This is a genomic window from Bradyrhizobium sp. (assembly GCF_036735945.1).
Lineage (GTDB): Bacteria > Pseudomonadota > Alphaproteobacteria > Rhizobiales > Xanthobacteraceae > Bradyrhizobium.
On record NZ_DAINNI010000092.1, the window covers coordinates 1 to 19,313 of the forward strand.

At 64.0% G+C, this 19,313-nt stretch carries 18 protein-coding genes; 11 read left to right on the forward strand and 7 right to left on the reverse strand.

Annotated features, from left to right (window positions below):
- The 5 genes from V7E26_RS22455 to V7E26_RS22475 all read left to right on the forward strand — a co-directional run.
- Positions 1-1,526 (forward strand): ribonucleoside-diphosphate reductase subunit alpha (locus tag V7E26_RS22455; protein ID WP_324420339.1); only part of this gene is annotated, 1,526 nt, incomplete at its 5' end.
- A 26-nt stretch (positions 1,527-1,552) separates the two neighbouring features.
- On the forward strand, positions 1,553-2,683 hold the full coding sequence (locus tag V7E26_RS22460) for a ribonucleotide-diphosphate reductase subunit beta (RefSeq protein ID WP_324420341.1): 1,131 nt from the start codon (positions 1,553-1,555) through the stop codon (positions 2,681-2,683).
- 164 nt (positions 2,684-2,847) lie between these two features.
- The gene (locus tag V7E26_RS22465; RefSeq protein WP_324420343.1) at positions 2,848-4,071 is read left to right on the forward strand and encodes a glycosyltransferase family 87 protein; all 1,224 of its coding nucleotides are present in this window, start codon (positions 2,848-2,850) and stop codon (positions 4,069-4,071) included.
- A 163-nt stretch (positions 4,072-4,234) separates the two neighbouring features.
- A complete protein-coding gene (locus V7E26_RS22470; protein WP_324420345.1) occupies positions 4,235-4,909 on the forward strand; it encodes a TetR/AcrR family transcriptional regulator in 675 nt (224 codons plus the stop codon).
- An 88-nt stretch (positions 4,910-4,997) separates the two neighbouring features.
- Positions 4,998-5,423: an OsmC family protein gene (locus V7E26_RS22475; protein WP_324420347.1), complete on the forward strand. Its 426-nt coding sequence runs from the start codon at positions 4,998-5,000 to the stop codon at positions 5,421-5,423.
- Positions 5,424-5,476: 53 nt separating this feature from the next.
- Here the strand turns inward: V7E26_RS22475 and pyk are convergent, their stop codons facing one another.
- Complete coding sequence (gene pyk, locus V7E26_RS22480) at positions 5,477-6,901, reverse strand: pyruvate kinase (RefSeq protein WP_324420349.1); 1,425 nt, start codon at positions 6,899-6,901, stop codon at positions 5,477-5,479.
- A complete protein-coding gene (locus V7E26_RS22485; protein ID WP_324420351.1) occupies positions 6,898-7,434 on the reverse strand; it encodes a DUF1036 domain-containing protein in 537 nt (178 codons plus the stop codon). Before V7E26_RS22485 ends, pyk begins: the two co-directional genes overlap by 4 nt.
- Before the next feature lie 245 nt (positions 7,435-7,679).
- On the opposite strand from V7E26_RS22485, the gene V7E26_RS22490 reads away from it, so the two are divergent.
- Together V7E26_RS22490 and V7E26_RS22495 are read left to right on the forward strand one after the other, a co-directional pair.
- Positions 7,680-7,982, forward strand: coding sequence for a DUF1244 domain-containing protein (locus V7E26_RS22490; protein WP_324420353.1), 303 nt, complete (start codon positions 7,680-7,682; stop codon positions 7,980-7,982).
- A 216-nt stretch (positions 7,983-8,198) separates the two neighbouring features.
- Positions 8,199-8,474: a DUF2312 domain-containing protein gene (locus V7E26_RS22495; protein ID WP_324420355.1), complete on the forward strand. Its 276-nt coding sequence runs from the start codon at positions 8,199-8,201 to the stop codon at positions 8,472-8,474.
- A 158-nt stretch (positions 8,475-8,632) separates the two neighbouring features.
- Here the strand turns inward: V7E26_RS22495 and V7E26_RS22500 are convergent, their stop codons facing one another.
- The 5 genes from V7E26_RS22500 to V7E26_RS22520 form a co-directional block, all read right to left on the reverse strand.
- The gene (locus V7E26_RS22500; protein WP_324420357.1) at positions 8,633-10,282 is read right to left on the reverse strand and encodes a DUF882 domain-containing protein; all 1,650 of its coding nucleotides are present in this window, start codon (positions 10,280-10,282) and stop codon (positions 8,633-8,635) included.
- 268 nt (positions 10,283-10,550) lie between these two features.
- Positions 10,551-12,704, reverse strand: coding sequence for a L,D-transpeptidase family protein (locus V7E26_RS22505; RefSeq protein ID WP_324420359.1), 2,154 nt, complete (start codon positions 12,702-12,704; stop codon positions 10,551-10,553).
- A 362-nt stretch (positions 12,705-13,066) separates the two neighbouring features.
- Entirely contained in the window at positions 13,067-14,566 is a 1,500-nt protein-coding gene (locus V7E26_RS22510; protein ID WP_324420361.1) for a sigma-54-dependent transcriptional regulator, read from the reverse strand.
- A gap of 101 nt (positions 14,567-14,667) precedes the next feature.
- On the reverse strand, positions 14,668-15,309 hold the full coding sequence (locus V7E26_RS22515; protein WP_324420364.1) for a TerC family protein: 642 nt from the start codon (positions 15,307-15,309) through the stop codon (positions 14,668-14,670).
- A 119-nt stretch (positions 15,310-15,428) separates the two neighbouring features.
- On the reverse strand, positions 15,429-15,773 hold the full coding sequence (locus tag V7E26_RS22520; protein WP_324420366.1) for a hypothetical protein: 345 nt from the start codon (positions 15,771-15,773) through the stop codon (positions 15,429-15,431).
- A gap of 121 nt (positions 15,774-15,894) precedes the next feature.
- Here V7E26_RS22520 and V7E26_RS22525 point away from each other — a divergent pair, with 121 nt between their 5' ends.
- The 4 genes from V7E26_RS22525 to V7E26_RS22540 all read left to right on the forward strand — a co-directional run bounded on the left by V7E26_RS22525 (position 15,895) and on the right by V7E26_RS22540 (position 19,220).
- Positions 15,895-16,185 carry a helix-turn-helix domain-containing protein gene (locus tag V7E26_RS22525; RefSeq protein ID WP_324420368.1) on the forward strand — a complete coding sequence of 97 codons (291 nt, stop codon included), beginning with the start codon at positions 15,895-15,897 and terminating at the stop codon, positions 16,183-16,185.
- Positions 16,182-16,625 carry a hypothetical protein gene (locus V7E26_RS22530; protein ID WP_324420370.1) on the forward strand — a complete coding sequence of 148 codons (444 nt, stop codon included), beginning with the start codon at positions 16,182-16,184 and terminating at the stop codon, positions 16,623-16,625. The genes V7E26_RS22525 and V7E26_RS22530 overlap by 4 nt, the downstream gene beginning before the upstream one ends.
- A gap of 42 nt (positions 16,626-16,667) precedes the next feature.
- The gene (locus V7E26_RS22535) at positions 16,668-18,530 is read left to right on the forward strand and encodes a M3 family oligoendopeptidase (protein ID WP_324420372.1); all 1,863 of its coding nucleotides are present in this window, start codon (positions 16,668-16,670) and stop codon (positions 18,528-18,530) included.
- A 102-nt stretch (positions 18,531-18,632) separates the two neighbouring features.
- The gene (locus tag V7E26_RS22540; protein ID WP_324420374.1) at positions 18,633-19,220 is read left to right on the forward strand and encodes a dioxygenase family protein; all 588 of its coding nucleotides are present in this window, start codon (positions 18,633-18,635) and stop codon (positions 19,218-19,220) included.
- The last annotated feature ends 93 nt before the right edge of the window (positions 19,221-19,313 follow it).

The window sequence follows — 19,313 nt, forward strand, 5'->3', positions numbered from 1 at the left end:
TCGAGGAATTCCTCGACCTGCGCAAGAACACCGGCGACGACCGCCGCCGCACCCATGACATGAACACGGCGAATTGGGTGCCTGATCTCTTCATGCTGCGCGTCGAGCAGGACGGCGAATGGACGCTGTTCTCGCCGGACGAGACGCCGGACCTGCACGACCTCTACGGCAAGGCGTTCGCCGAGCGCTACGCGCTCTACGAGGAAAAGGCCGCGCGCGGTGACATCCGCGTGTTCAAGCAGGTCCGCGCCACCGATCTGTGGCGCAAGATGCTGACCATGCTGTTCGAGACCGGGCATCCCTGGATCACCTTCAAGGATCCCTGCAACCTGCGCTCGCCGCAGCGTCACGCCGGCGTGATCCACTCCTCGAATCTCTGCACGGAAATCACGCTCAACACTTCCGACGACGAAACGGCGGTCTGCAATCTCGGCTCGATCAACCTGCTCAACCATCTGCGGGAGGGCCGGCTGGACGAGGCGCGGCTAAAGCGCAGCGTGACGACAGCGATGCGGATGCTCGACAACGTCATCGACATCAATTTCTACACGATTCCCGAAGCGCGCCGTTCCAACCTGCGGCACCGCCCGGTCGGCCTCGGGTTGATGGGCTTCCAGGACGCGCTGCAGGTGCTGCGGATCGCGATCGCGTCCGATGCGGCGGTCGGGTTCGCCGATCTCAGCATGGAGATGATTTCCTATTACGCGATCTCGGCCTCCGTCGATCTGGCGGCCGAGCGCGGACGCTATCCGTCGTTCGACGGCTCGCTGTGGAGCCGCGGCATCCTGCCGATCGATTCGATCGAGCTGCTGGCGGAAGCGCGCGAGGACCTTGCGATGGACCGCGGCAAGACCCTCGACTGGGACCGTCTGCGCGAGCTCGTCAAGGCGACAGGGATGCGCAATTCGAACGTGATGGCGATCGCGCCGACAGCGACGATTTCCAACATCTGTGGCGTCGCGCAGTCGATCGAGCCCGCCTACCAGAACCTCTATGTCAAATCCAACATGTCCGGCGACTTCACGGTGGTGAACGAGTTTCTGGTGCGCGACCTCAAGGCGCGCGGGCTGTGGGACGAGGTGATGGTCAATGATCTCAAATATTTCGACGGCAGCCTGGGGGCCATCGATCGCATTCCCGATGATCTCAAGGCGATCTACGCCACCGCCTTCGAGATCGACAGCGCCTGGCTGATCGAGGCGGCGTCGCGGCGGCAGAAATGGATCGACCAGGCGCAATCGCTCAACCTCTATATCGCCAACCCCTCGGGCAAGAAGCTCGATGCGCTTTATCGCCTGGCCTGGGCGCGGGGCCTGAAGACGACCTATTACCTGCGCTCGCGCAGCGCGACCCATGTCGAGAAGTCGACGTTGCGGGGCACCGACGGCAAGCTCAACGCGGTGGCGGCGGCGCCGATCCTGTCGGCGGGCGCTCCGATCATCGTGCCGTCGGCCGTCACGGCGCCCGACCTGTCCGGTGGGGTGGCGTGCTCCATCGACAATCCCGACTGCGAAGCCTGCCAGTAAGCAGCCAGAAGAAAAAGGAAACGACAATGCTCGACTGGTCCGAACCTTCGGCGCCGCAGCGCCGGATGCCGCCTGCCGTGGTGACGCAACAAGCTGTCGCGGCCGATCACACCGGCCTTGGCGCGATCGACCGAAGCGGCGGCAGGGTGTCCGTCGACGACAAGCGGATGATCAACTGCCGCGCCGACGTCAACCAATTGCTGCCGCTGAAATACAAATGGGCGTGGGAGAAATATCTCGCCGGCTGCAACAATCACTGGATGCCGACCGAGGTCTCGATGCAGGCCGACATCGCGCTGTGGAAGTCGCGCGACGGGCTGACGGAAGACGAGCGCCGCGCCATCAAGCGCAACCTCGGCTTCTTCGCGGCCTCCGAAAGTCTCGTCGCCAATAACATCGTGCTGGCGATCTACCGCCATTTGACCAATCCGGAATGCCGGCAATACCTGTTGCGGCAAGCCTTCGAAGAAGCCGTCCATACCCATACGTTCCAGTACATCGTCGAAAGCCTCGGCCTGGATGAGGGCGAACTGTTCAACATGTACCGCGAGGTGCCGTCGATCACCGACAAGGCGGCGTGGGCGCTCAAGCACACCCAGCATCTCGATGATCCCGGCTTCAAGACCGGGACGCCGCAGGCGGATCAGGCGTTCCTGCGCGACCTCGTCGCCTTCTACGTCATCTTCGAGGGCATGTGGTTCTATACCGGATTTGCGCAGATCCTCTCGCTCGGCCGCCGCAACAAGATGGTCGGCATCGCCGAGCAGTATCAGTACATCCTGCGCGATGAATCGATTCATCTGAATTTCGGCATCGACGTCATCAACCAGATCAGGATCGAGAATCCGCATCTGTGGACCAGCGCGTTCCAGGACGAGGTCCGCGCCATGGTGCGCGAGGCGGCCGAACTCGAGGCGGCCTATGGCCGGGACACCATGCCGCGCGGCTTCCTCGGCCTCAACGCCGCGCTGTGCGAAACCTATATGCACTTCATCGCCAACCGCCGCTGCGCGCAACTCGGGCTGGCGCGAGTGTTCGCAGAAGCCGAAAATCCATTTCCCTGGATGTCGGAGGCGATGGACCTGAAGAAGGAAAAGAACTTCTTCGAGACGCGCGTGATCGAATACCAGAACGGCGGCGCGCTGAGCTGGGAGTAGGGGAGCCCGCATGCTGGCAACAAGTCGTCCCGGCGCATGCTTTCGCCGGGACGACAGAAATGGCCGTCACGATCGCCAAACCTTAAGATTTCCTCAATTCAGTTCGGCCTATTGCTTGGTGGCCTTGCGCGTTCGGACATGTGCGCCTGAGCAAAGGATGCCGAATGAGTGTTGCCCTCAGCCCGCCCAAGGCCATTCCGGAGCCGACAGCTACTCCCGCCTGGCTGCTGCGCGTGTGCTTTGCGCTCGCCATGGTGAATCTGACGCTGTTGTTGACGGCGTATGTCGCGGAGTGGTGGGTGTACGAGAAGGGCGGCCTCGGCATCCCGACCGACTTCATCAACGTCTGGGCTGCGGGTCGGCTGGTCCTCGATGGCTTGCCTGCGCAGGCCTATGATTGGGACATCCAGAAGCAGGTCGAGGTCGCAAAACTCGGGCAGGATTTCGTCGGCTATTTCGCCTGGCACTATCCGCCGCCATTTCTGTTCGTTGCATCGCTGCTGGCGCAGCTTCCCTATTCGGTGGGATTCACCGGCTGGGTTTTCGTTACGGCGTTGCCCTATCTCGCCGCGGTGCGTGCCATCGTCGGCCGCAATTTCGGATTCATGCTGGCGCTCGCGATGCCGATCGCATTCATCAATTCGCTGGTTGGCCAGAACGGCTTCCTCACCGCGGCGTTGATCGGCGGCACGCTCTATCTGATTCCGGTTCGTCCGGTCCTCGCAGGCATCTGCCTCGGGCTTCTGACCTACAAGCCGCAATACGGGCTGCTGTTTCCGATCGTGCTGATCGCGACCGGGCATTGGCGGGTGTTCATCAGCGCTGCGGTCACGGCGGTCGTGGTCGCGCTTGCCTCCATGCTCGCCTTCGGCATCGAAAGCTGGCTGGCGTTCTTCCACTGGATGCCGCGATTCTCGCAGGCGTTCCTGACCGAGGGCAAAGCGCCCTGGTGGAAGCTGCAGAGCGTCTACGCGATGGTTCGCTATCTCGGCGGCAGCGAGCCGCTCGGCTGGGCGTTCCAGTGGGCCCTCATTTCCTCCGTCGCCGTGACGGTGACGCTGATATGGCGAAGCCGCGTGCCCTATTCGCTGAAGGCCGCAGCGCTGGCGTCCGGCGCGCTGCTGACCACGCCCTACCTCTTCATGTACGACATGATGGTGCTGGCGATCCCGATCGCCTTCCTGATCCGCATCGGATTGAAGCACGGCTTCCGTTCATACGAGTTGCCGGCGCTCGGCGCCGCTGCAGCCCTGCTGATTTGCTACATGCTGACCGGAATCCCGACCGGTCTCGGCGCCACGCTGGTGGTATCAGTGCTGATCCTCGGCCGCGCCGGATCGTTCTGGCGGCACGAGCCCGCGCCCAGGCTCGCCGCAGCAGGGGCGTGAACGGCAGGCATCGGCTGGCTGAATCACAAATCCGTCTTGTCTTCAGTCGTGAATAGGTGTTCAGTTCTTCAAGCGATGAGTGCGCTTGTCGTTCAAAACATTGAAGGTGTGCACGTTCCGGCCCCAACGGGGCCTTAGGGCGTGCAGGGACGGAAGACGCGCCATGGTGTATCGGCGAACCCATCAGGTCGTAAAACGGCTGGCGGCCCGGCGGAGCGCCATCCTGGCGGCGGCGCGGGACGCTGCGGCCGAAGGCGGCATGGTGGCGGTGCAGATCGCCCCCGTGGCGGTCCGCGCCAATGTCGCGGCCGGCACCGTCTACCGCTACTTTCCTTCGAAGGCCGAATTGATCTCCGAACTGATCGCCGAAGTGTCGCGGGACGAACTGGCGGCGATCCGCCGCGCGGCGGATGCGGCGCCGGGGCCATCCTCGGCGCTGGCGGCCGCCGTCACCACCGTTGCGGTCCACGTGCTGTCGCAGCGCAAGCTCGCCTGGGGCATTCTCGCCGAGCCGGTCGATGTCGACGTCTCGGTCTCGCGGCTCGCCAGCCGGCGGGAAATATCCGGCGAGATTGCGACCCGGATCGACGCGGCGGTGCGCGCCGGTCACTTGCCCGCGCAGGATACGGCGCTGGCCGCCACCGCGCTGCTCGGCGCGCTGCACGAAGCGCTGGTCGGCCCGCTGGCGCCCGAGAATCTCGACGATTCGGCGAAGCTGCGCGACGCCGTGCAGACGGTGACGCTGCTGGCGCTGCGCGCCGTCGGCGTGATGGATGCCCGCGCCCGCGGCCTGGTGGTGCAGGCCGTGCTGCCGGCGAAGGCGCTGGTCGGCGCCTAGAAACTTCGCGGCTCGCGACACGATCCCGTCGCAACCATTTGCCAGCCTGCGGCTTATCGACGGTCCAACCCGCGACCAGGAGCATGCGATGACGACGACATCAGGATCAGCCAAATGGCAGGGCGGCATCAAGGACGGCAAGGGCGCGATCTCGACCAAAAGCGGCGCGCTGAACGACTACCCTTACGGCTTCGCCAGCCGCTTCGAAGGCAAGCCGGGCTCCAATCCGGAAGAACTGATCGGCGCGGCGCATGCCGCCTGCTTCACCATGGCGCTGTCGCTGATTTTGGGCGAAGCCAGGCTGACCGCCGAGCAGATGGAGACCAAAGCCGACGTCACGCTTGAAAAGCAGGCCGATGGCTTTGCGATCACCTCGGTTCATCTGACGCTGAATGCGAAGATACCGGGCGCCGACAATGCGACGTTTCAGGAACTGGTCGGCAAGGCCAAGGCCGGCTGCCCGGTGTCGAAGCTCCTGAACACGAAGATCACGCTGGACGCGAAGCTGGCGTAGGGGTCGCCCATTCCGGGGCGATGCCTGGCATCGACCCGGAGTGACATCTGCCGTTACTTCTCCGCCTCGACATTGGCGATGCGCACCATGTTGGTGGTGCCGGGAATGCCGAGCGGCACGCCGGCGACGACAATCACGCGCTGGCCCGCCTTGGCAAAGCCGTCCCGGAAGGCGATGGAGCCCGCGCGATCGACCATGTCGTCCTGGTCGTGGGCGTCTTCCGCCACCACGCAATGCACGCCCCAGACAACGGACAATTTGCGCCCGGTCGCGATGTTTGGCGTGATCGCGACCACCGGCAGCTTCGGCCGCTCGCGCGCCACGCGGATGGCGGTGGAGCCCGACGAGGTCCAGCAGATGATCGCCGCCAATTCCAGCGTCTCGGCGATCTGCCGTGCCGCATCCGCGATGGCGTCGCCGACCGTGTTCTCCGGTCCGGGCCGTTGCGCCGTCAGCACCGAGCGATAGGTCGGGTCACGCTCCACTTCCTCGCCGATGCGATTCATGGTGGAGACGGCCTCGACCGGGAATTTGCCGGCGGCGGACTCCGCCGACAGCATGATGGCATCGGCGCCTTCATAGACCGCGGTCGCGACGTCGGACACTTCGGCGCGTGTCGGCACCGGCGCCTGGATCATCGATTCCAGCATCTGGGTTGCGACCACCACCGGCTTGCCGGCGCGGCGCGCCATTCGCGTCATCTGCTTCTGCAGGCTCGGCACCCGCTCCAGCGGCAGTTCGACGCCGAGATCGCCGCGCGCCACCATCAGCGCGTCAGACGCCTCGATGATCTCGGCGAGCCGGTCGATCGCCTGCGGCTTCTCGATCTTGGCCATCACGGCGGCCCGGCCGCGGATCATCCGCTTGGCCTCGTTGACGTCCTCGGCACGCTGCACGAACGAGAGCGCGATCCAGTCGACCCCGGTGACGAGCGCCGCTTCGAGATCGGCGCGATCCTTCGGCGTCATCGCCGACACCGGCAGATCGGTGTCGGGCAGGCTGACGCCCTTGCGGTCCGACATCTTGCCGCCGATCACGACGCGCGTCACCGCACGTTCGGGCGTGGCTTCCTCGACGATCAGGCGCACCTTGCCGTCGTCGAGCAACAGTGCATGGCCCGAGCGAAGGGCTGCGAGAATTTCAGGATGCGGAAGCTGTACGCGGCTGTTGTCGCCCGGCGCCTTGTCGGAATCGAGCACGAAACTCTGGCCGTTCTTGAGTTGCGTCGAGCCTTCGGCGAACGCGCCAAGGCGCAGCTTCGGTCCCTGCAGATCGACCAGGATGCCGATCGGACGGCCGTAGCTGCTCTCGACATTCCTGATAGTGCTGACCAACTCCCGCATCTTGTCATGCGGGGTATGGCTCATGTTGATGCGGAATACATCCGCGCCGGCCTCGAACAGCTTCCGGATCATCGCACTGTCTGATGATGCCGGGCCGAGGGTCGCGAGAATCTTGATGCGACGAAGACGTCTCATTGCTTCGGTGCCGGCGCTGGCGGCAGACCCGGTCCGCCCGGCGGATTGGTGAGGCCGGGAACCCCGCCTGGTCCGCCCGGTCCCACTGTTCCCGGAATTCCCGGCACGCGTTGCCCGGGTTGCTCGTTGGCTTCGGTGAGTTGCACGGTCCACGCTCGCTGTTCGCCTGTATCGACCTCGAAAAAGCCGGTGCGGTCGTAGCCGCGCGCCAGGCAATTCTCGGTACCCTTGATGGTAAATTCCTTGTCGCGCGAACACATGAAGGCTTGTCCCGACCATTCACCTCCGCGGTCATAGTCGAGCGCGTAGATGTAATAGAAGCGTGCGACAAGTGTTCCGCGCAGCAAGGTCTCGCAACTCCGCGAGGACACGTTCCACCAGCCTTCGGTGGTCCAGCCCTCGGCGTCCTTGTAGCCAAGCGCGATGCCGACCCGGCTCGACGTGTTGTTGCAGAGCCGGAAATCGGCCGCCGCCGGATCGCTCCAGAGGCACGTCGCCGCCACTGCCAGCACGGGCGCCAGGCCGGCGGTCATGCGAGCGAAAGAGGGGGGCAAGCAGCGCGAATCTTTTGCAGTCATGCAGCCAAGCTATATCAAATCATTGACGATTTCGCGCGAGGTGGCGGGACCTGTCAACGTCCGGGGAACGCCTTTCCCGCGCTATGGGAAACCGAAGTTCCCTGCGAGGCTGCCAATTTTGCCCGTAGATATGGCAAAATCTGTGACAAATTCCCAACTGATATCAACATGTCGGCACCATACGAGGCGGGATCCAAGCCATGACGATCGACGACAAAACCAGAACAGAACTGGAAGCCGCCGCTTTCCGGCGCCTGGTCAGCCACCTCCGGGACCGGACCGATGTCCAGAACATCGATCTGATGAACCTGGCCGGTTTCTGCCGCAACTGCCTCTCCAACTGGATGAAGGAAGAGGCCGACGCCAAGGGGATCGCCATCAGCAAGGACGAGAGCCGCGAGGCCATCTACGGGATGCCCTATGAGGAGTGGAAGGCCAAGCACCAGGGAGCAGCCACGCCCGAGCAACTGGCGGCGATGAAGAAGGTTCATCCCGGGCATTGAGGGTCAGGCCGCGATTCCTTGCAAGGAAGACGTGGATGGCCGTGACGGAAACGGAATGCCGTCATCTCCTGTGGGCGCGCTGTGGATGAGCGCGATGCTGCCTTGACGCAAGGCCCCCCGATCTTGAGGGTCACTCCCGAACAGGGCGCCGTGCGGTAACGCGTGCGGCGCTCGATCTTTCAGCATCACCGATCAGTTCCATTTCAGGAGTATCCGATGGCCACCTCCGCCGCCGAAGCCGTCCAGGACGACGTCGCGCACAGATTTGCCAAAGACCAGCTCAAGGCCATCATCGAGCGCATCGAACGGCTGGAAGAAGAGAAGAAGACCATCTCCGACGACATTCGCGACGTCTATGCCGAAGCCAAGGGCAACGGTTTCGACACCAAGGCGCTGCGCACCATCGTGCGCATGCGCAAGCAGGACGCGAACGAGCGCGCCGAGCAGGAAACCATTCTGGAAACCTACATGCAGGCGCTCGGGATGCTGTGAGGCGTTAGTTTCGCGTAGCCCGGATGCAGAGAAGCGAAATCCGGGGCCATCTCACCACACGCCCCTGCTGATCCCGGATTGCGCTGCGCTGCATCCGGGCTACGGCTTTATGCGGAGAGAATGGATGCCGGGACAAACCCGGCGCTGACTCGCGGCGTTTAGCGCAGCGCGGCGGTGCGCATCACGAACGATTGCGTCGGCAGTTGCGTAGTCGCCGAACCGGTGAAGCTGTCGGAGGTCATGCCCATCATCGGATCTTCCGAGAAGGTGATGGCGATCGCGGCCGGCGGCTTGACGAAGTAGGCCCGCATCTGGGTCATCTCGGTATCGCCGAGCACGGTGGTCGACATCGCGGTGCTCGCGCTCGGCGCCAACATCACGACGCGCATCCAGACATCGTTGCCGCGGGCGGCGGCGATACGGGCCGAGGTGGTGACCACGGCGTCCTGACCCTGGCTGCCCTGCGGTCCCTTGGCCACCACGGTGTTGATTTCGGTTGCGGCGGCGCCGGCGGTACGGACCGGGCGGACGGCGCGCGGCACCGGCGCAGTGGCCGCGACGATGTTGGCGCGGTCGACCGGCGAGGAGGCGGCCGGCGCATAGGCCATCGCCCGGTTGAACGATTCGCCGACGCTGGCGGTCGATTGCGGATCGGTGGCGGCCGCGAGCGCCTGGCGGGCACGGTAGGCTGCGACCTGGGCGGGGGAGGCCTGATTGGGGTCTTTCGGTATGTCGTCCCAGAAGCCGCGGGAATTGATGATGTCGGCCGGGGTCTGCGGCTTCGTCTCGCCCTTGTCGGCGGCGGCCACCTGGACCGGTTTTGCCTCGGACCTGGACTCTGCCTTGGCGTCGGTCTTGGCTTTGGGCACCGGCACGATCTGCGCATCGGCGGCGGCCAGCTGGATGGTCGCGCCGGCCGGTTTCGCACGCGGCGTCGGCACCGGATCGGCGGATTTCACAGCCGCTACGCTCGCCGGTGCCGGCTTCTCGTTCCTGACCGGCGCGCCGCCGCCCTCGTCATCCTCTTCCGCCGACTTGCCGCCCTTGAACAGGGACGCGAACAGGTTCGGCATCCTGACGGTCGATGCCTCGTCGCCATTGCCACGACGTTCGATGTCGGCGCGGGCCAGCTCATAGCCCTTCATCGGACCGCCATTGGACGGCAGATGCACGGTGCGTCCGTCCGGGAAGACCTTGGCGAGCTGATCGTGGGTCATGCGCGGCCAGTGCCGGATGCTGCCGGTATCGAGATGCACGAACGGCGAACCCGAGGTCGGGTAGAAGCCGACGCCGCCACGCTGCAGGCGAAGACCGGCGGCGCGGATCTGCTCCAGCGGCACGTCGGGGATGTAGAAATCCATCGCGTGGCCGAGCATGTGCTGGCTGAAACGCGCGACGCCCGACGAGCGGCGGCGGAGCATGGCGTTGGTGGCGGGGGAGCGATAGGCGGAGACGATCTGGATTGGCTTCCTGCCGTCGACGTCGCGATAGACTTCCCAGATGATATCGAACAGTTGCCGATTCATCGTCGTGGAGTCCTGGCTGCGCCAGTCGCGGAGGAAGTGATTGAGTTTTTTCAGAGCGTCTTCGTCGTAGCGCCCGTCGCGCTTGAAGGTGACGGTAAGGTCTTCGTCGGAATGGGTATGGTGGAAGGAGAGGGTGCGGGTTTCGTTCAGCGCCGTCGCATCATGCACCGTGCCGGCGCCGGCGAGCAGCAACAGCGACGTCAAGCCGATCCGATATCCGGCCTTTGGCAGAGCAAGCGGATTTAATTGGCGCGCGAAACCAGCCAGCACGTATGAGCCCACCCAGTCGACGAGCGTTCAGAAAAGTTCTTTTGCAGACCCCCGGCAAAAGGACGATGAACGCTTTCTTAAAGCAGGACGGTTAACCGAGGTTTACCGTACCTGCCCCCAAGCAAGCCTTAACCTAACGCGCTGACTGTGGCAAAAAAGTGCCGGGCAGCCGCTGGGGCAGGGATAGTGATTAACGTAAATAACCTCTCCTGAAAGGAGAGGTTATTGATTTTGTTGAGAAATGTTGTCAGGAGACAATGCGGGATCGTGATCCCGGGGATTACCGGGTGAAGCGCGGCTGGGGCCGGCGGCCGATCGGGGCCGGCGGCGTTGCGGCCGAGGGACCTCCGAACAGCCGCTCGAAGAACGACGGGCCGGACGAGTAGGTGTTGTCGCTGGCGAAGTTCACGCCAGCAGGCAGGCTCGATCCGGATGGCCGCGAATAGCTCGGCTGCGCGTGGGCGACCATGGCCTCCAGGTCCTTGTTGCGGGTGTTCTTGAGCAACGCGATCATGGCGGCGTCGCGGCCATAGATGTCCTTGCGAATCTGCAGCTTGCCGGCGTCGTCCACGAACGCGGTCTGGTAGGTGATGTTGACCGGGATCGGCGTCGGGAATTTCAGGTCGATCTCGCTGCGGCCGTACATGCTGCGAATTCTTTCCGGCGTATAGCGCTCGTTCGGCATCGTGATGTTGAGCAGCGTTGCTGCGTAGACATCCGGGTTCTGCACGCGCATGCAGCCGTGGCTGAACGCGCGCTCTTCCTTGGCGAACAGGTGCTTGTCCGGCGTGTCGTGCTGATAGACCAGGAACTTGTTCGGGAAGTTGAAGCGGACGCGGCCGAGCGCATTGGCCTCGCCCGGCGGCTGCGAGATATGGATGCTGCCGTCGCGGTTGCGCTCGAGCCTCAGGCCCATGCGCTGCAGCACGGTCGGGTCCTGCTGCAGGGCCGGCAAATATTCGTTGTAGATGATGGACGGCGGAACGTTCCAGGTCGGATTGACCGTGATGAACTTCATCGTCTCCGTCAGCATCGGCGTTGCATGCTTGCCGGGCTTGCCGGTCACCACCCGCGTGGTCCAGACCTGCGCGCCGTTCTGCATCACCTTCAGCGTAAAATCTGGCACGTTGAGGATGACATAGGCGTTGCCGATCGAGGAAGCGCCAAGCTGGCGCGGCAGCCAGCGCCAGCGCTCCATGTTGACGAGGATCGTATCGATCTGGCGGTCGCGCTTCGGGCTGTTGATCGCCTTCACGGTGCGGTCATCGAGCACGCCGGTCGCCTTGAGGTCGACGCTCTCCTGGAACTTGCGCACGGCCGCGGCGACCTTGGCGTCGTACAATGTGCTGTCGGGATGGTCGGAGACGCCGAGCTTGGCGCGCAGTTGCGGCACGCGCGAGTCCTCCGGCGCGACCTCACCCTGCTTCCTGGTCGCGGCCTTGTAGGCCAGCGCAGGGCCTTCGGCGATCTGGAGCAGCGGCCCGTCGCCCTGGCCGCGCAGCTCGGCGAGCTTGGCCCTGAGCTCCCTGTAGAGCTTGTGAGGCGGGTTGTAGCCGTCGAGCGCGGCGGAAGCGTCCTTGGCCGTCGAGATATTGGCGAGCACTTCCGCCGGATCGGTCGGGTGTTCCGGATACTGGATATCGGCGGAGACCTGCGACCAATGCATCCGGCCGCTCTGCGCCTGCCGCGCATAGTCGAGCATGCTCGCGGTCAGTTTCAGCTCGGCTTCGGCGAGCTGGTCCGGCGACGTAGCGGAAGCGAAGTCCGGCACCGGATAGTCGGCCGGATTGAGACCTTCGGAGGCGGCGTCCTTCAAACGCGCGACGACGCCCTTGCCGCTGTCGGTCAGCTTGCCGGCCTGCGTCCAAAGCGGCGCGTAGTCGCGCGCGGTGTAGAACTTCTCGACGGCGGCACGCTCGTTCTTGCGATCGAAATAGCGCAGCGACTTGGTGCCGAGCATGTCGCGCAGGCGGTCGGCGACCGGCTGGTCAGCCGGCGTGACGGTGCTGACCTTCACCGGCTCCTTGGCCGGTTCGGCGGCGGGCGCGGTGGCCGTCGCAGCCGGAGGCGCAGCGGTCGCGGCATCGTTGGCCGCGGGGGCGGTTACGGCAGGTGCAGCAGCGGCCGGTGCGGTAGCGGTCTCGGCCGGTTTGGGTTCGGCGGCGGTCGCGGCTTCGGCCGGCTTGTCGATCGCCTTGGTTACGTCGGGCACCGAGGCGGTGGAGTCCATCTTGAAGTCGCCGATGGTCGGCGGCGGAACGTTGGCGGGTTCCGGACGAGGAATGGCTGCGTCGATCGCGAGCTCGGCGGCACTGGCACGCGGCGTCGTCGACTGACCCGCCAGTGCTGAGGTCGCAGACACCGTGAGGAAAGTTGCCGCGACGGCCATCAGCACGCGGTCAAATCCTGCACGATTTATCGAACAGTCACGCATCGTCACACCCCCTTGGGCGAAACTGCCCCGGCATGGAACAGTTGGTATTGCTCGTCATAGCTTGCGCGGGAAGGCGCCGGCTTCGGTTCTCAGTCGTACGCCTGCACGCCACGATTCAACGCAGACGATACATGTGCCCCTATCATGCAGCCAGCGCCATGCGGGACAACTCACGACAAACTGACCTCAAACTACCCGTTCAAACCCGGGTCGCGCGTTTTTGCCACGCCCTCCGCCCTTTGTCTGTCACTTCCAGGCCACGGTTCAAAAGCTTCCGAACGAATGGATGTCGTTGGTTTGCCACGATCTTTGCCATGCGGGGGCCATAATCGCACCACGCGCCGTCGGCTGCATTCGCAGGCCTAGTTTGCGTCCTGTGCGCCGCCTTCAGCCGGGTCATCGGCGGCGGCTTCGTCGAGTTTGCGGTAGAGCGTGGAACGCCCGATCTTGAGGCGGCGCGCGACCTCCGACATCTGGCCGCGGTAATGCGAGATCGCGAAACGGATGATCTCGCTTTCCATGTCTTCGAGCGGCCGCACTTCACCGTTGGCGGTGAGTATCGAAAGGCTGCCGGCGCTGGCGAGCGGGGCGATTGGTATTTCACTACCCGACACCAGGGACGGCGCCGCTGACGGCGCAACGACCAGCGGTTCATGATGCGGGAACTGGCCGTCGGACAGGACCTGACCGGTCGTCTGGGGAAAATCAGGCAGGCCGAGCATGTCGCTCTCGCTCAGCACCACGGCGCGATACACCGCGTTCTCAAGCTGGCGGATGTTGCCGGGCCAGTCGAGCTGCGCGAGATGGGCCACGGCGTCGCCGCCGATCCCGGTGATGGTGCGGTTTTCCTCGGCGGCAAAGCGCGCCAGGAAATGGCGCAGCAGATGCGGGATGTCTTCGCGCCGCATTCGCAGCGGCGGAATGGTCAGCGGCAGCACGTGGAGCCGGTAGAACAGATCCTCGCGGAACGCGCCGTTCTTCACGAGGTCGAGCAGCTTGCGGTTGGTCGCGGAGATGATGCGGACGTCGACCTTCACCGGCTTGCGGCCGCCGACGGCCTCGACGGTGCCCTCCTGCAGCGCGCGCAGCAGCTTCACCTGCGCGGCCAGCGGCAACTCACCGACCTCGTCGAGGAACAGCGTGCCGCCGGAAGCCTCGATGAACTTGCCGGTGTGTCGTTCGGTGGCGCCGGTGAACGCGCCCTTCTCGTGACCGAACAGGATCGATTCCACGAGATTGTCGGGGATAGCGCCGCAATTGATCGCAACGAACGGCTTCGACTTGCGTTCGCTCGAACCATGAATGGCGCGAGCGAACAGTTCCTTGCCGACGCCGGATTCGCCCTCGACCAATACGGGAATGCTGGAGGCAGCCGCCTTCTGCGCGGTACGCAGCACGGTAGCCATCGCTTCGCTGCGGGTGATGATGTCGGCGAAGGTGAGGCGGCCCTCGCGGCTGTGGCGGATGCGCTGCAGTTCGCCTTTCAGCGCGCTGGTGTTGAGCGCGTTGCGCAGCGACACCTGCAGCCGCTCGAAACCGACCGGCTTGACCACGAAATCCTGCGCGCCGGCGCGCATCGCCGAAACCACATTGTCGATGCCGCCATGGGCGGTCTGCACGATGACGGGGGTGCAGACGCCCGCGTCGCGCATCTTGGCGAGCACGCCGAGGCCGTCGAGGCCGGGCATCACGAGGTCGAGCACGACGGCGTCGATCGCCTGCGCATCGGAAGCGGTCAGCAGGGCGACGGCCTCGTCGCCGCTCTCGGCGACGAGCGCCTCATAGCCGCATTTCTGCACCATGTTTTCAACCAAACGGCGCTGCACGGCGTCGTCGTCGGCAATCAAGATGGTGGCGGCCATGTGTTTCCCCGTACGCTACTGCATTGTACCGAATCGGGGCACTTTCGCCGAAGCCGATTAACGACCTCTTAAAGGTTGAAAACGGCGTTGTTGAGAAGCGGCTAGATGTTGAGGTGTGGCCAGACCTCCAGGGCGCCGCGATAGCACATGTCGAGCGCCACATAGAGGATGATGGCGAGGCCGACATAGGCGATCCAGCGTTGCTTTTCCAGGAGGCGCGCGATGAAGGTGGCCGCCAGGCCCATCAGCGCAATGGATAATCCCAGACCGAAGATCAGGATGATCGGGTGCTCGCGCGCGGCGCCCGCGACGGCGAGTACGTTGTCCAAAGACATCGAAACGTCAGCGATCGTGATCTGCCACACGGCCTGGCCAAGCGTCTTTTGATGACGTCCAGCGGCTGACGCATCGATGGCGCTTGCGGCCGAGAGACTCTGCATCTTCGGTTCGTGATGCAGCATGCGCAACTCGCGCCACATCTTCCAGCACACCCAAAGCAGCAGAATGCCGCCGGCAAGCAGCAGCCCGATGATTTGCAGCAACTGGACCGTGATGCTGGCGAAGCCAATTCGCAGCGCCGTGGCGGCTACGATGCCGATCAGGATCGCCTTCTTGCGCTGGCCTTCGGGCAGCCCCGCGGCGGCAAGCCCGATAACGATCGCGTTATCGCCGGCGAGCACCAGGTCGATCATGATGACCTGGAAAAGTGCCGTCAGGTGTTGCGAGGTGATCAGTTCCAGCATTCGGGCCACTCCGTTGATGGTCCAATCCGACATCGCAGTTCGCATGAACTGCCAGAGGGGCCCGGGCTTGGACGCGTGTAAGACGCAGTCAGGGTCAGACTGCGGAAAATGCTTTCCTGTTACTCAGGTTGATCCGGGACGGCGAAGAGCCTGACCATCTGGTCGGGCTCGATCAGGATCGAGAGGACGACGCCGACAAAGGTCAGGCTTCCGGCGAGGTCGAACCAGATGACGCGGAATCGGTCGCGCCGGCAGAGCAGCGCGAAGCCGGCCGTCAGTGCGGCAACTGCAAAGAGCAGGGTGACGATTGCGGGCGCCAGGGCGTCCAGCGGCACCACGTTCCGGATTCCGACGGCCGCGATCACCGCCACCAGCAGGATGCCGGTAAACAACTCCTTGCCGCGAACCGCGGGGGAGCGCCGGGACGGTACTTCAACGATCTGACTGCGGTCCAGGAAGGCCATTGGGGTTGTTATTTGCGAACTGGAATTGTGGTAGGAAGCATGACCTGTCCGCCAATTCAATATGACTAGTTTAGTAAACATGAAACGTGGGAAACAGCAAGATATTTTCGCCGAGCGGCCGTTGGCCAAGGCCGCGCCGGACGCCAAATCATTGCGGAAACTCGCCGGGGACTGGCTGAAGCAGCGCAGGGCGGAGGCCGAATTGTCGCAGGCCGATCTCGCCGCACGCCTTGGCCTGAAATATTACACGTTCATCTCGCAGGTTGAGAACGGGTTCAGCCGGGTTCCAACCGAAATCATGGGCGCGTGGGCCAATGAATTGGGCCTTGAACAGGGCGCCTTCGCTAGGCATCTGTTAATGTACTACGAGCCGGAAATGCACCGGCTGCTGTTCGGAGCCGAAAAGAAATGAGCGTGGTTGCGTTCGAGCGCAAACAAGACACCGGCGAATGGAGCGAAAGGGAACTCAGCGCCATTGTCGCGGCGCTGGACAAGGCGCTCGCGCCGAGGTCCGGCCGCGAATGGGAAACCGGCATGACGGAAAGCGGCGATGTCCAGTTCTATCTGTTGGGCCCGCAGCCGGATCAGGCGTGCGAATTGTGCGTTTCCCGAGTAGGCGGCCGTTACATCCTGGAAGACGGATGCGGCCGGCTGTTGTTCGAGCATCGCAACCTCGACCTTGTGATGTTGCACGCGAAGGCCGCGGTCCCGTCCACGTCATGGCTGGTGATGCGCGCGATCACATTGTGGTGTGCCATCCGCAACACGATTGATGAAAAGGTGGAACCGCTGCTCGTCGAGGGCGAAGAACTGCTCGCTCAGTTTGCCCCGCAGCTTGCGGCTTTCGCCTGATCTCCCGCCGATTTCCTGATCACCTGTCAATTTGAAAGTGTCATGAGCGCAAAATCTGCGACCTCCCGAGCCGGCAAGATATCCCGCAAGCCCGCCACCAGCAGCAAGGCGGCCGCCGCCAAATCCAAGACCGGCAAGTTGCCGGAATGGAACCTGGCCGATCTCTATGCGGGCATCGACGCGCCTGAAATCACGCGCGACTTGCAGAAGATGGATGCTGACTGCGCGGCGTTCGAGACGGACTACAAGGGCAAGCTGGCTGACGGCGTTGCACGCGACGACGGCGGGCGCTCGCTTGCCGAGGCCGTCAGGCGCTACGAGGCGATCGACGATCTCGCCGGCCGGCTCGGCTCCTATGCCGGCCTCGTTCATGCCGGCGACAGCGTCGATCCCGCGATCTCCAAATTCTATGGCGACGTCTCCGAGCGGCTGACGGCGGCTTCGCTGCATCTTCTGTTCTTCGCGCTCGAACTCAACCGCATCGACGATGCCGTGATCGAGCGCGCGATGCAGACGCCGGAGCTCGGGTATTACCGTCCCTGGATCGAGGATCTGCGCAAGGACAAGCCGTACCAGCTCGAGGATCGCGTCGAGCAGCTGTTCCATGAAAAGTCGCAGAGCGGCTACGCCGCCTGGAACCGGCTGTTCGATCAGACCATCTCCGGCCTGCGCTTCAAGGTTGGGGCCAAGGAGCTCGCGATCGAGCCGACGCTCAACCTGTTGCAGGACCGTGCGCCGGACAAGCGCAAGGCAGCCGCGCAGGCGCTGGCGAAAACCTTCAAGGACAATGAGCGGACCTTTGCGCTCATCACCAACACGCTCGCCAAGGACAAGGAGATTTCGGACCGCTGGCGCGGCTTCCAGGATGTTGCGGATTCGCGGCACCTCAACAACCGCGTCGAGCGCGAGGTCGTCGATGCGCTGGTCGGCTCGGTGCGCGCGGCCTATCCGCGGCTGTCCCACCGCTATTACAATCTGAAAGCCGGCTGGTTCAAAAAGAAGAAACTCGCGCATTGGGATCGCAATGCGCCGCTGCCGTTTGCGGCAACCGGAACGATCGCGTGGCCGGAGGCGCAGAAGATGGTGCTGACGGCCTATCGCGGATTCTCCGCCGAGATGGCCGCGATCGCGGAGCGCTTCTTCACCGATCGCTGGATCGATGCGCCGGTGCGGCCAGGCAAGGCGCCGGGCGCGTTCTCGCACCCGACCACGCCGTCGGCGCATCCCTATGTGCTGATGAATTATCAAGGCAAGCCGCGTGACGTGATGACGCTCGCGCATGAGCTCGGCCATGGCGTGCACCAGGTGCTTGCGGCCAGGCAGGGTGCGCTGATGGCGCCGACGCCGCTGACGCTTGCCGAGACCGCGAGCGTGTTCGGCGAGATGCTGACCTTCAAGCGGCTGTTGTCGCAGACCAGGAACGCCAGGCAGCGCCAAGCGCTGCTCGCCGGCAAGGTCGAGGACATGATCAACACGGTCGTGCGCCAGATCGCGTTCTATTCGTTCGAGCGTGCCGTGCACACCGAGCGCAAGGACGGCGAGTTGACCGCCGAGCGGATCGGCCAGATCTGGCTCAGCGTGCAGAACGAGAGCCTCGGGCCTGCCATCGACATCCGTCCCGGCTACGAGAATTTCTGGATGTACATCCCGCATTTCATCCATTCGCCGTTCTACGTCTACGCCTACGCGTTCGGCGATTGCCTGGTGAACTCGCTCTATGCGGTCTACGAGAACGCCTCCGAAGGTTTTGCCGAGCGCTATCTTGCGATGCTCGCGGCCGGTGGCACCAAGCATTATTCCGAACTGCTCAAACCGTTCGGGCTCGACGCCAAGGATCCCAAGTTCTGGGACGGCGGGCTTTCGGTGATCTCGGGCATGATCGACGAACTCGAGGCAATCGACTGACGGGTTCGTTCGCGAGGCGTGCGAAACGGATTTGTGATGGGCGCGGACACAATTTGAGCCGCCGTCGCCCGTCATTGTGGTGGCGACAGGAGGGCAGGGCCCATGATCGACACCCCGACACGGCGCTCAGTGCTTGGCGCGGGCGTTTTCGCGGCCGGCTCGCTGCTCACGATCGACGCCGGCATGGCCGAGGTTCCCTTAAGCCTGACGCCCGCCTGCCATGACGGCGATGCCGTCACGCTGGCGCAGACCGAAGGGCCTTACTTCAAGCCGTCTTCGCCGGAGCGGATCGAACTGATCGAAGAGGGCATGGCCGGCCAGCCGATCGAATTGGCCGGCTTCGTTCTGACCCGCGCCTGCAGACCGCTGGCCGGCGCCTTGCTGGATTTCTGGCAGGCCGACGACCAGGGCCGCTACGACAATTCCGGCTTCCGCCTGCGCGGTCACCAGTTCACCGATGCGGAGGGGCGCTACCGGCTGCGCAGTGTCGTGCCGGGCCTCTATCCGGGCCGTACCCGGCATATCCACGTGAAGGTGCAGCCGCGCGATGGCCGCGTGCTGACCACCCAGCTCTATTTCCCAGGCGAACCCGTCAACCGCACCGACGGCCTGTTCCGCCGCGAGCTACTGATGCGCACGACCAGGAATGCCGGCGCGCTGGCCGGCCGGTTCGATTTCGTGGTGGCTTAGAGGCGGCGAACCCTCCGCTTCCCCGACGTAAAACATTTGTGTCGATAGCTAATTAAGTTGGCCGGTTTTGGTAACACATCAAATGTCCGCTTC